The 13,146-nt window shown below is 65.8% G+C and carries 5 protein-coding genes; 2 read left to right on the forward strand and 3 right to left on the reverse strand.

The genetic code is table 11. The annotated features are described in order from the left end of the window. The first annotated feature begins 3 nt into the window (after positions 1-3). A complete protein-coding gene (locus tag BLP83_RS16070; RefSeq protein ID WP_143006727.1) occupies positions 4-291 on the forward strand; it encodes a hypothetical protein in 288 nt (95 codons plus the stop codon). A 673-nt stretch (positions 292-964) separates the two neighbouring features. Here the strand turns inward: BLP83_RS16070 and BLP83_RS16075 are convergent. Continuing rightward, on the reverse strand, positions 965-2,521 hold the full coding sequence (locus BLP83_RS16075) for an RHS repeat-associated core domain-containing protein (protein ID WP_245680063.1): 1,557 nt from the start codon (positions 2,519-2,521) through the stop codon (positions 965-967). Positions 2,522-2,902: 381 nt separating this feature from the next. On the opposite strand from BLP83_RS16075, the gene BLP83_RS16080 reads away from it, so the two are divergent. Continuing rightward, positions 2,903-5,542 (forward strand): outer membrane protein assembly factor BamB family protein, encoded by a 2,640-nt coding sequence (locus BLP83_RS16080; protein ID WP_091245180.1) that lies wholly within the window; start codon positions 2,903-2,905, stop codon positions 5,540-5,542. A 378-nt stretch (positions 5,543-5,920) separates the two neighbouring features. Here BLP83_RS16080 and BLP83_RS16085 read toward each other — a convergent pair whose 3' ends face one another. Both BLP83_RS16085 and BLP83_RS16090 read right to left on the reverse strand, forming a co-directional pair. Beyond that, positions 5,921-8,812 (reverse strand): M16 family metallopeptidase, encoded by a 2,892-nt coding sequence (locus tag BLP83_RS16085; protein WP_091245214.1) that lies wholly within the window; start codon positions 8,810-8,812, stop codon positions 5,921-5,923. Positions 8,813-9,149: 337 nt separating this feature from the next. Then, complete coding sequence (locus BLP83_RS16090) at positions 9,150-12,413, reverse strand: S41 family peptidase (protein ID WP_091245184.1); 3,264 nt, start codon at positions 12,411-12,413, stop codon at positions 9,150-9,152. Positions 12,414-13,146 lie beyond the last annotated feature (733 nt).

Below are 13,146 nucleotides of genomic sequence, written 5' to 3' on the forward strand. Positions count from 1 at the left end.
AAAGTGAACCTGACCCCGTTTCCGGTTCGACCCCGCCAGTTCTCCAGCGAAGTCAGGCCTCGCTCTCCGCAGCATGTGGCAAAACAAGACCTGACCCTGGATTTCCCTGCCGGCTCTATAAGATTCTTCAGCGCCGACGAGCGCAGGATCGCCGAGGGCGTGCTCGACTCGCTGATTGTTCAGCACCAGGCCAAGCGGCTGTTTGCACAGCCGGCCAGTGCGAGTGCGAACACCGCTCCCAAAGCCACAGCGCCCAGCAAGAGCAGCGGCAAGCGGCGCGCTGCGCGCTGACCCTCCGCGCAACCCCAAGCCTCAGAAACAACAAAGCCCGCCGGATGGCGGGCTTTGCTGTTGTGGGGGGCTCGACCACAGCCGTCAGGGCCTATCGTTGCCGCGACCCAGCGAAGTCAGGCATCGCCCTCCGTGGCATGTGGCAAAACAAGACCTGACCCTCTGCTTATGTCGGGTGCCGGCGAGCCCTGCATTTGACTTCCGGAAAGTTAACCTGACCCCGTTTCCGACCCCGTTTCCGCTCAATGAACCCGGTTTTCAAGGAAGTCGAAATGCAATGCGTAAACTGACCAAATGTTTCCAGCAAGATCCGCAATTGCATGCCGATACACGCCATTCCTAAGCAGTACTAGTTCCTGCACTGTTAACGCTTGAGGAGCACGAACCTTAGCTTGCGGGAAATCCACTCTTCTCACCGCTCCATAAATGAAACTGTAGTGTCGGGTCAAGCAGCTTGACTCGAATTTGAGCTGAATACCCCGTTCTGTGTAGTTCGCGCTCAAGAGTTGGCTTCTCCAGAAGCTCCGAGGCATACCCGGGATGTATCGCTCCTTTTCCAACAAGCTTTGCGCATTTCCATGAAGTTTGCACCTCAATTCGCCCGCGTAGTCGAGATAGCGCTCCAAATCGAAACGAGTAGAGCCTCCCATACACCTAATGTAAAGAAATCTACTCAACACGCCTCCGAATCTGGGTTGGCTTCGCAGGCCCTATCCAGGCTAGTTCTAGACATTTCGAGTGCAACTCCAGCGGGTCCAAGATACCGAGAATACAAGCCGAGATTCCGGCGAATTTCGTCCCGCATTCTGACCACTCCATCTGGTCCACGGGTAGTCCAACCACGTCTCGATACCTCACGCGCAACCACACGATTGAAACCCGCCTGCCCCTCGGGACCGAGATCCGGTGGCACAGAAGGCTTTCCATGCTTGCCCCACTGACCATCTGTCCGAAGAGTGTTCACCTCAGCGGCTCGGAGACCCTTCTCGTAGCCGGAAATCGCAGCATCACGGAAGCTCCTAGAGTCCTTGTAAACATGAACCTCAAACTGCGACTCACCTCCACCAAGGTTGACACTATCAACCCTCACCACATAGCCTCCACCTATACTCTCATAATCTCGGCGTATCGCTCGGGGAAGTGGATCACTTGATTCACTTCCTGCTTGAAGCGGGTAGATTCCCCTCCGCTCAAGATCACGAATCAGCTCTCGGCAACCAGAACTCCAATCGCAAGCAAGCCGCCCATCCGGATCGGTGTAGGTATAGGGGTTGTTGTTTGCATACCAATACCGATTGAAATTCCCACCGGTACTCAGATCCACATGCACAGGATCCGGGCTGATGAAGCGCATCGCCACCGGGTCATAGTAGCGCGCCTTCATGTAGGTGAGACCGGTCGCGCCATCCTCCATATGGCCGGTGAACGCCGGGCCATTCTGGTACTGCCAGCCGACCAGTGTCGAGCCGTAGGGCGCGCGCACGTCCTCGTGCACGATCGTGCCGAAGGCGTCCGTCTTCTGCCGCACGCTGCCGATCACATCGGTGTGGATCGCCCGCCGCGCGCCGTTCACCGTCTCACCGATCAGCCGCCCGCCCAGCCGCGCGTACTTGCGGGTGGTGCCTGCGCTCGTGCGCTCCATCAGCAGGTCACCGGACTGGGTGTAGACCTGATAGACCGTCTCCCCGCCGCGTACCGTGCGCGCGCGATGGCCGTGGGCGTCGTAGCGGTAGCTTTCCACCACGCTGCTGCCCGCGTTCCACGTCTGCGTCACCCGGTGCGCGCTGTCCCAGCTCAGCGTGAACTGCTGGCCGCCGAACTGGCGACCCGTCATCTGCCCGCGGGCGTTGTGGGCGTAGTTCAGGACCGGCGTCGATACCCCCGCCTGGCTCACGCTCTGCAGCAGACCACTGCTGGCATAGGCGTAGCTGTAGGCCCAGGGCGACTCGGTGCGCAGCGGCGGCTGCGGCGAACTGTTGGCCACGGTCAGACGATCCAGGCCGTCGTAGATCATCGAGCGGCTGGCGTTGCGATACGCGTTGGCGTCGCCCACCAGGTCGTTGATGGCGGTCAGATTGCCGTTGCCGTCCCAGTTCAGGGTATCGCGCAGGCGAGCGCTGCCGAACGCGTCGTCCCTGCGCTCGCTGGGCAGGCCGCGCGCGTTGACCGGTGGGCTCGGAGCCGAAGCCCACGGCCTGTGTGTCCTGGCCGGACGCTTACGGCAGAACACGGAAACAGAAACAACACAGCCCGCCGAGCGGCGGGCTGTGTTGTCTGTGGCGAACGGAGGACCTGGACTCAGCGGTGACTTCCAGCACTGGGTGCTACGAAGCTGGACCTGCGCCGTCACCCGAGCTGACCCCGTCGCCCGGCAGCCCCGAAATGCTTCACGGGTGTGATCGCACGGCGGGCAAGGTACCGCGCCCAGTCGCTATCGAGAATTGACACCGGCTGAGCAAGCGCGATCCTACGCTTGCGTTGCCAAGCGCCGAGCCCATTTGGGCGCCGCGATGCCACCGATCGTCGAGCCACTAGAATTCGGCTTGCCTTCGGAAGCCAACCCTGGGCTTTTCAACCTCTTCGTCTTCAACCCTACGAGAAGTTCATCAGTATGCGCATTGTCTTTTGCTTGGCTGTTTCGATGGCCGCGTCTTGGCTTGCGGTCTGCCCCTTGGTAGCGCAAGCCCAAATCCTGAGAGAAGTGGGCCGTACTTTGGGTGGCTCCGGCTCCTTGGTGCTTCAGCACGATCGTGCGGAGGAGCAAGCCGCCATTGCGCCGGATGGGACGACCTTCCTGCTGGCGCAGGGAGAGTCGGAGTACGTGCTGCGGAAGATCAACTCGCAGGCGCAGGTGCTCTGGTCGCGGGCTCTACGCACGGGCGATAACCGCAGTGCGCGAGGTGTTGGAGTTCACATCTTGGCTAACGGTGATCCGGTGGTGCTGGCGGCCGGGCTTCAGCAGACCGGAGACGATCCCGCTGGCCTGGTCGTGTTGCGCCTGGCAAGTTCCGATGGACGGCTACGCTGGCGCTCCGGCTTCCCAGGTATCGGATTCTCGACCAAGCTGGATTTCGCGCTGTACGAGGACCTTGTGTTCGTGCAGCGTGATGCTGTGGTACGCGCCGTCCAAGTGGATACCGGTGCCGAGGTGTGGCGGACGGATCTCGGCAGTCTCGGCTTCACTTCCAAAATGGCTGTCGGATCAGCACGTGTGGCTGTCGTCGACGGCGCGAGCAGCCAAAACGGAGGCTGCTGCACTCTGCGCGTGCGGAGTCTTGATTCACGCTCCGGCGCACTCCTTTGGACGTCCACGTTCGACCAGATCGGCGAGATCTCGGGTATCTCCGATCCGCAAGTCGTCGTCGGCGCGTCGGGTGAGATCTTGGTCGCGACGCCCCTTTGGACGACGCCGATGGCGCCCCGCCTCATCGCAGTCTCCGACAACGGCACTCTGCTCTGGCAGCGATCACTCTCCCAGGAGTTAGCCTCCATGCGTGAGCTGCGACTGGGACTTGGGCTGCAAGGTGACCCTGTGGTGGCAGCGTTCAACTCGGAGTCTGGGAATCGCGACTACCGACTGGTGCGGATTGATCGGGCTTCCGGCCAGACCCGATGGAGCCACGCCCGGCAGATAGCAAATGCTCAGCGCATCTTGGACCTGCGCTTGGATGCCACAGCGGATATCGCGGTTCTGGCGCACACGCACACCTTAGGCGGCCAAGATCAGGTGATCACCTTGCACCAAGCGGCGGACGGTACGCCGCGCTGGTCGCGCACATGGACGACTGGGCCAGGGCATCGGCTCGAGTCCTGGAAGCTGGGCTTGATCAGCGGGAGCCGCGTCTTCGCGCTCTCGCGCGCGACGCTGAGCTCTATCGTCGGCGCGTCCTTCACCCGCTCCGCGCACAGCGTGCTCGATGCGGCCAGCGGCACGATTCTTGGCGCCAGCCTGGCCGACACCTTTCAGGACGGGCTTGCCGAAGACGTTGAGTGTGTCCGCAATGGGTCGCGCGATCCCCGCACGATCAGCCGGCTCGACTCCGAGGGAGCGGTAGTGACTGCGGGCTGCCAGCTGGCTGGAACCCATCGACAGCTCGTCGTGGCGAAATTCACTGGCGAAGGGCTGCAGTGGACCCGTGGCCTCGGTATCACATCGACAGAGAACCAACGCCCGGCGGCGGTTGTGTCAACCGACAGCATGGTTGTGCTCGCGTCCGCAACCCACTTCATCCTGTTCGGACTTGATCCCGCGACCGGGCAGACCCGTTGGACGTGGCCGAGCCCACCGAACGCAGGCCCCATCACAGGTCAGCCGGAATTCCGCGACGTCATCGATCTGGGCGACGGCACGGTATTGGCAGTCGGCTCGGAAATGGATACCAGCGACTTCCAGCGGCGTGCGTTACTGGTACGCGTTGATGCTTCCACCGGGGCCTTGTTGTACAGGTCCTCCATCGATGATCCAGGTTTCAACCTTGAAGCCAGAAAGGTCCTTGCCACGGTCGAGGGGCAGGCATACGTAACTCTCGTTCGCTACAACGACGCGACTGGCGTTCGGCACCAGATCGCGCGCATCGAGCCCGGGACGGGTGCCCTGCAGTGGCGCTGGCAGCTTCAGGAGGCATCGCAACCCTGGAACGCGGCTATCGGCCATTTGCTTCAGACTCCACTGGGCGTACTGACGGTAGAGGGCAGTCAAAACGGTTTCTGCCGTTTGTCGCAGCTTTCCCCTGGCGGACACCAGCGGTGGTTCCTCGATTGGCGGGAGGGGGCGACCAACTGCACAGGACTGCGGATTGAACGCGGTTCTGCGGGCAGCTTTCTGCTCACGCACACCGGGCCCATCGACGGAGGGGTGAATGTGTTCTGCAAGATCGAACGTCGTTCACTTGCGGACGGCAGCCTGATCTGGACATCAAGACTTCTTCCACAATCGAGTGAGCGATCATGCTCGGCGGCGGACAGCGGCGATGGCCGCTACACCCTTGTCGGCGCAAAGGCTGAGCCAATGCCGGCAGGCTCGACGAGCGAGCGCGCGCGCATCGTGGTGCTCGACTCAGCAACAGGTGCGTTGATTCGCGAGATCGATGCGATCCCCTCCACGCGGGGTAGCGGCGTGCCACTGCCCGAGCTACTCGCGACGCGCGAGGGCGCAGTTGCGGTCCTGGATGTCGTGGGAACTGAGGGAGAGCGACGAATTGCCGCCCTCATGTTCGAGGCGGACGGCCTGTTCAACGATGGATTCGAGTAGCTCGCTCGACAGCCCCGGGACTTGAAGGCGACCAGTCGCTCAAGGGAATCGGACCGGGGCTGACGTTCGCCCGATCAGGGCTCATCGCGCGCGCGGCAACGCTGAAGAATTCAGCGTTGCCGCCCACCACGGAGGGCGCGCCCGCGGATCAAGCACGCGATGCTGGATCCAGCGTGACCGAGCGAAGCGAAGGCGTCGCCGCGTAGCGGCCGAACGAGTCCCGATCTGTGCCGGACTCGCGACCACAGATCAAGGGCAGGAGGGACTTGATCCGTGTTGACTTGGGCATGCGAATTGGCCGTCGTGAAAACGCACAGGCCGCCGCAGTTTCCTGCGACGGCCTGTGATCTTTTCTTCGGTCAAGAAGGGACCGGATGGTTATTCGGTCAGCTCACCATCCGCATCCAGCACCTGCACCGGCACTGACGCGCCGAACAGTTCGCGCACGGGCTGTTCGATCTTGGCGAGGTCGCCAACGATGACCCAGGTGAGTGCGTCGGGCTGGATCACGCCGGCAGCGCTGCGGACCTGATCCAAGGTCATGGATTCCTGCAGCTTCTGGTACTGCAGCGGCCAATCGTCCGGGCGGTTGTAGCGCAAGATGCCGCTGATCTGGCTCAGCACCGCGCCGGCGCTCTCGAACGAGCCTGGCATGGCACGCACGTTGCGGGCCTTGATCTTCTCGACTTCCTCAGGGCTGGCCGGGCGCGCGCCGGTGAACTCGCGCAGCTCGCGCTTGATCTCGGCGATGGCGTCCACGGTGCGATCGATCTGCACCGGCGCCGAAACGATCCACGGACGCTGGCCGAGTGCTGCCGGCACGAAGCTGAAGCTGCCGTAGGACCAGCTCTTGTCTTCGCGCAGATTCATGTTGAGGCGCGAGGTGAAGGTGCCACCGATCACCCCGTTGGCGACATCGAATTCAATGGAGCGCGGATCCTTGGTCGGCGCCACGAGTTGACCGGCGAGGATGTTGGCCTGGATCGCGCCCGGCTGGTCGACCAGGAACACGCGCTGACCCTGCGGCAGCGGCACGGTGGCGAGTGCAGGCACCGCGGGTGCGGGGCCTTCGGCCTTCCAGTCGGCGAAGTGCTTCTCCAAGAGCGGCATCAGCTCGTCGAGCGTGATCGCGCCGACCGCGACGATGGTCGCCAGGCCCGGATGGGTCTGCTCGCGGTGGAAGGCCAGCAGCTGCTCGCGGCTCAGCGAGGCGATCGACTCCTCGGTGCCGGTGCCGCTGAAGGGAATGGCATAGGGATGGCCCTCACCGAACAGCACCGGCGGCAGGATGCGCAGCGGAATCGAGTTCGGCCGCGCCTTCTCCTGGCGGATGGCGGCGATCCAGCTCTGCCGCACGCGCTCGATGTCGGCGGCATCGAAGCGCGGACGCAGCAGGGTGTCGGCCAGCAGGTCGAGCGAGGGATCGAGATTCACCCGTAGCGCCGACAGCGAGACGCTGGCGTTGTCGAGGCCGGCACCGGCGCCGATGCTGGCACCCAGCGATTCGGCGCGGGCGCCGAAGGCCAGCGCGTCAAGCTCACCCGCGCCCTCGTCGAGCATGCCCATGGTGAAACCCGCTGTGCCGAGGGTGCGGCCCTGGTCCAGGGTGTAGCCGCCGCGGAACTCGATGCTGAGCTGCACCACCGGCACGTCATGGCGCTGCGCCAGCACCACCTGCACGCCGTTCGACAGCGTCGCGCGCTCCAGCGCGGGGAAGCTCAGCGTGGGGAACTCGGTGGTCTGCGGCACGCCGGTCGAGCGGTCCACGCCCGCGTCGAGTGCGCGCAGGCCCGGGGCCGGCGTCGGCTCGACCAGGGCAACGCCTTCCTCACCGGCCTCGATGCTGCGCACGTCCGGCGGCGAGGGCGGGCGCTGGCCCGGCACCACCACCAGGGTGTGATCGCCACTCGACAGCCAGCGCTGGGCGGTGGCCTGCAGCTCGGCCGGGGTGGCGGCGAGAATGGTGCGCATCTCGTCGCGGAAGCAGCCGGGGTTGCCGGTGTAGACCGTGCACTGCGCCAGCACGTCGGACTTGCCGCCGAAGCCGCCGACGCGCTCGATGCCGCGGATGAAGCTCGCTTCGAACACGGTGCGCGCCTGCGCCAGCTCCTCGTCGCTGATGCCTTCGTTCACCAGTCGCGCGATCTCCTCGTCGAGCACGCGCTCGACAGTCTCAGGCTCGACGCCCTGCTTGACGTCGACGAAGACCAGCAGGCGGCTGCCCAGCTGACCGCCGAGCAGGAAGCTGGACACGTTGTCGGCGAGCTTGTCGGTGTGGACCAGGCGACGATCCAGGCGCGAGGTGCTGCTGCCGCCCAGCAGCTGCGAGACCAGCTGCAGGCGATCGGCGTCGGCGTCGGTCGCCTCGGCCACGTTCCAGGCCCGGTAGACGCGCACCTGAGGCACGCGGTCGGGCAGCACCTCGCGGGTCGAGGCCTCGCGCTTGGCGACATCGACCTTGGGCTGGGTGGTGACCGGGCCGGGCGGGATGTCGCCGAAGTAGCGCGTGACCTTCTCGCGCGCGGTCTCGACGTCGATGTCGCCGGCCAAGACCAGCACCGCGTTGTTCGGGCCGTACCAGGTGCGGAACCAGTTGCGCACGTCATCCAGGGTGGCGGCGTTCAGATCGGCCATCGAGCCGATCACGCTCCAGCTGTAGGGATGACCTTCCGGATACATGGCCTTGGACAGGCGCTCCCAGGCCTGGCCGTAGGGCTGGTTCTCGCTCTGGCGCTTCTCGTTCTGCACCACGCCACGCTGCTCGTCGAGCAGGGCCTGGTCGATGGCGCCGAGGAAGTGGCCCATGCGGTCCGACTCCATCCACAGCGCCATGTCGAGCGCGGTGGTCGGCACGTTCTGGAAGTAATTGGTGCGGTCGGTGTTGGTGGTGCCGTTCTGGCCGGTGGCGCCGACCTGCTCGAAGGGCCCGAAGAATTCGTCGCGGTAGTTCTCGGAGCCCTGGAACATCAGGTGCTCGAACAGATGGGCGAAGCCGGTCTTGCCGGCCGGCTCGTCCTTGCTGCCGACGTGGTACCAGACATTGACCGCGACGATCGGCGCCTTGCGGTCGGTGTGCACCACCACGCGCAGGCCGTTGGGCAGGGTGAAGGTCTCGTAGGGGATGTCGACCGGCAGCGCGATCTCGGTCTTCGCCGAGGACGTGGCGACATCGCTGCGCACGCGTTCGGCGGGCGTGCAGGCGACGAGCGAAAGACCGAACAGGGCGCCCAGCAGGGCCACCGCCAGCGGCTTGGTGGAAGGCAGACGCATGCGCTGCTCCGTATCCATGGAAAGGGAGCGGAATCATAGCGGTGCGACATCGGCCTGCCGACCTGCCAGTTGGCACAGGGTGGCGCGCGCGACGGTTCGACCTCACAAGGTCTGCACGCAGGGCGGCAGAGCGCGCGCGACCCAGGCGTGAGTCACGCGTGCCGCTTCGCGCGTGTCGCGGGCAGCCGGTTGGGCCGCGCTGCGCTTGGCCCAACCTACAAAAACCACCGCGAGGACTCAGGTGGGTTGGGCCGAGCGCAGCGCGGCCCAACACTGCGGGCTGCACACCACCGCCACACAGCGCGCGGGCGCCCTCACGAGCGCCCGCGCGACCTGCTTACATTCGCGGAAACTGCGTCGGCGCCGGCGGTGCCTCGACGCGCTTCGGCGGGCTGGCCTCCAGCGCGCGCAGCAGCTCGGCCACGCCGCGCTCCAGGCTCGGGTCGCGGCCAGCGGCGATCGCCTCGGGGCGATCGATGACTTCGATGTCCGGGGCCACACCCTCGTCCTCCACCGCCCAGCGGCCTTCGGTGTCCATGAAGCGGAAGGTCGCGGCCAGGATCGCACCACCGTCGGCCAGCCGCGGATTGCCGCTGATGCCGATCAACCCACCCCAGGTGCGGGTGCCGATGATCGGGCCGAGGCCCATCTTGCGGAAGTAGTAGGGCAAGGCGTCGCCACCCGAGCTGGACAGTCCGTTCGCCAGCATCACCTTCGGCCCGGCATGGTGCAGCAGCGGGGTCGGGTTGGGCTCCAGGCCGCGGCGCTTCCAGAAGTTCAGCGGCTGCCGCGACAGCATCTCGATCATGCGGTCGGGGATGAAGCCGCCGCCGTTGTAGCGGTCGTCGATGATCAGCGCGTCCATGTGCGCATAGGCGAGCATGCCGCGGTGCAGCTCGCGGTTGCCCTCCACCGCCGTGTTCGGCAGGTGGATGTAGCCGACGCGGCCGCCCGAGAGTTCGGCGGCCAGGCGACGGCGAGCGTCGACCCAGTCCTTGTAGCGCAGGGCCTGCTCGCTGGTCAGGGTCTGCACGCGCACGGTGCGTGCGCCCGCCTCTTCCGGCCGCGCGTTGACGCGCAGGCTGACCACCTTGTCACCCTTGCCTTCCAGCAGCTGGTAGAGGTTCGCCACCTCGCGGGTGCTGATGTTGTCGATGGCGAGGATGAACTCGCCCTCGCGCACGTTGGCGTGCGCTTCGGTCAGCGGGCTGCGCAGGGCCGGGTTCCAGTTCTCGCCGGCGAAGATCCGACCGACCTGGAAGTAGCCGCTCGCGTGGGCCCGGATGTCCGCCCCCAGCAGGCCGCCCTCGCGACGCGCCACCTGCGGCTCGTCGCCGCGCTCGACATAGACGTGGCCGGCATTGGTCTCGCCGGCGAGCTCGGTGAGCAGGTAGTCGAGGTCGGCGCGGCTGGCCACGTGCGGCAGCAGCGTGGCGTAGCGCTCGCGGATCGCCGTCCAGTCCTGCCCGTGCATGCCGGGGTCGTAGAACCAGTCGCGCAGGATGCGCCAGGCATCGACGTACTGCTGCGCCCACTCGCGCTTGGGATCAACCCGCAGCTGCAGGCCGTCGAGCTTGAGCGCGCCGGCCTCGAAATCGACCTCGGGCTTGGCCTCGACGATGGCGAAGCGCTCACCGCGACGCAACAGCAGGTGACCACCACTGGCCGCCAATGTGTAGCCCGTGATCTGGCCGGCCACGGTCTTGGGCTGCTCGTCGTCGAGACCGAGGAAGCGCAGCTCGCCCGGGCCCTGGCCCGTGCTGGCGACGAAGAACACGCCCTTGGCATTGGCCGACAGGCCCTGGTAGTTGCCTGCCGGCGCCTTCAGCGCGACCACGCGCTGGTTGAAGCCAGGCACGTCGATGCGCAGGCGCTTCGGTTCGGCCTTGCCGCCGCCATTGCCGTTACCGGGCTTGGCTTCGGCCGCGCTGAGCGGCGCGACCTCATCGCTCTTCGGCGCGTACAGCACCGGGCCGTCGGCCGCCAGCGTTGCTGCATAGATGCGGGTGGCGTTCTGGTAGAGGTAGTTGAACTCGTAGGCCGAGAACGCGAGGTTGAAGTCGCGGTTCGACAGGAAGTACAGGTAGCGGCCTTCCGGGTCGAACACCGGCGCGAACTCGCTGGTCTCGTCCGGCGTCAATTGCTGCGTGACGGAACTGTCCAGGCTGTACAGCCAGATCGAGCCGTTGCGGCTGCCTCCGGTCTTGACGTAGGCGACGAAGCGGCTGTCGGGCGCCCAGCTGTACTGGGTGATGTCCTCCTGCACCGAGCTGTCGATCTCGGTGGTGGCGCCGGTCTCCGCATTGACCAGACGCAGGCGCTGGCGCTTGTCGCCATAGACAAAGTGACGGCCATCCGGCGACCAGCTCGGCGCGAAGCGCCAGATGTCACCGTCGATGGTGACGCGCCGCGCCGGGCTGCTGCCATCCTGCGCCTGCACGTAGAGCTCGTACTCGCCGGATGCATCCGACAGATACGCAACGTAACGGCCGTCCGGCGACCAGCTGACGCTGTGCTCGCGCGCATCGGGGGTGCGCGTCAGGTTGCGCGCCTCGCCGTGCTTGGCCGGCACGCTGAAGACCTCGCCACGCGCGCCGAACAGGGCGCGCTTGCCGTCGTGGCTCAGATCGAAGCTCTCGATGTTCTTCGACGCATCGACAAAGCGCGGCTGGGTCTCGGGGAAGTCCGCGCGCACCGTGATCGGGATCTGCCGGGTTTCGCCGGTGGCCGGCAGGAACTGCCAGAGCGCGCCGCCGTTCTCGAACACCAGGCTGTCCGGCCCCGCGCTCGGCCAGAGCACGTCGAAGTCGCTGCACTGCGTGAGCTGTCGAGGCTCGCCGCCGCTGGCCGGCATCGCGAACAGGTTGAGCGTGGTGTTGCGGTCGGAGACGAAGTAGATCGTGTCGCCGATCCACATCGGCTGGTGGTCGGTGGCCGGATGGTTGGTGAGCTGCTGCGAGGTGTTGTTGACCAGGTCATAGGTCCAGACCTCCTGCGCGCGGCCGCCGCGGTAGCGCTTCCACGCGCGGAAATCACGGTCGATCGGCGTGTAGACGAACTGCCTGCCGTCCGGGCTCAGCATGCCGCCGCCGCTCTCGGGGATCGCCAGCGGCTGTTCCATGCCGCCGGCCACCGGCACCAGATACGGCCGGCCGCTGCGCTCGTCATACGGCGCACGGTTCATGCGCACCACCACGTGCTGGCCGTCGGGCGTCCAGTCGAGCACGCGATTGTCGGTGCCGCCTCTGGGCGGCATCGATCCCACGTCGTTGTACCAGGTGAGCTGCCGCGGCTCGCCGCCGGCGGCCGGCATCACGAACACCTGGCGGGTGCCGTTGTACTCGGCCGAGAACGCGATCTGGGTGCCGTCCGGGCTGAACTTCGGATACAGCTCACGGCCCGGATGCGAGGTCAGGCGCTGGGCCAGCCCGCCCTGGGTCGAGGCGATGTAGAGGTCGCCGGCGTAGACGAAGGCCACGCGCTCGCCGTGCACGTCGGGAAAGCGCAGCAGCTTGGTCTCCGCGCTGGCCTGCGCAGTCGCGGCGAAGCCCGCGAGTACCAGCGAAGCGCGCAGCGCGCGGCTCAAGATCGAGGGGGCCATGAAGCGTCCTTTGCCGATGGGGTGGCACGGAGTATGGACGCGGGGTGGAGAAGCGGTGAGGGTCGTTGGTTGGGGGGCGTTCCTCGCTGCCTTCGCCCCGCGCATCAAGCAGGCGCCTGTACCGGGCAACACGGATCGCATGCCTCCGTGCTCGATCCGCCTGTACGCTCTGCATGGCGCGCGACAGGGCTCAGCCTTGCCCTGGTCTTCGCTGGGCGTGTCGGGAAACCGAGTTTTCGAACTCAGCGGACGTCGGCGTACAGAGGGAGCGGCTTGCATGGGACATGGGTAGGCCGGGCAGCGCGCAGGACTGACCGAAAGTGCTCTTCGCTACCGACGACGACTCGGCGAAGAAGCGAAACGGAGGCAGCGTGGAGCTCATGGTGGGCCAGGGCCCACCCTATGAGGTCTTGGTCTTCGTCTTCGTCTTCGTCTTCGGCTGCTGTTGCGGTTGCCATGGCTCTGGCGGGCAGGAGCCCGCGCTGTTGACGGGGCCCCTGGGGAGCGGCGGGAGGCCGTGGATCCGCCCGCAGGGGCGCCGGCAGGGAGGCCGGCGATGTTCGTGACAGTGCAGGGATGCACTGTCCACGAACACCCACGGACTCTCGCGAACCCTTCGCGCACGGATGCGCGAAGGGCGCGGACGAGGGGTGGCCTTTCTCTTGCCTACTTCTCTTTGGCCACGCAAAGAGAAGTAGGTCGGGCAGCCCGCAGGGCTGACCGAAAGCTCTTG

The sequence above is a fragment of the Aquimonas voraii genome, assembly GCF_900101825.1.
GTDB classification, from domain to species: Bacteria; Pseudomonadota; Gammaproteobacteria; order Xanthomonadales; family Xanthomonadaceae; genus Aquimonas; species Aquimonas voraii.

Bases quoted from the DNA above. Each gene is read 5' to 3' on its own strand.
- BLP83_RS16080 (WP_091245180.1), top strand. From the start codon at position 2,903: ATGCGCATTGTCTTTTGCTTGGCTGTTTCGATGGCCGCGTCTTGGCTT.
- BLP83_RS16085 (WP_091245214.1), bottom strand. From the start codon at position 8,812: ATGCGTCTGCCTTCCACCAAGCCGCTGGCGGTGGCCCTGCTGGGCGCC.
- BLP83_RS16090 (WP_091245184.1), bottom strand. From the start codon at position 12,413: ATGGCCCCCTCGATCTTGAGCCGCGCGCTGCGCGCTTCGCTGGTACTC.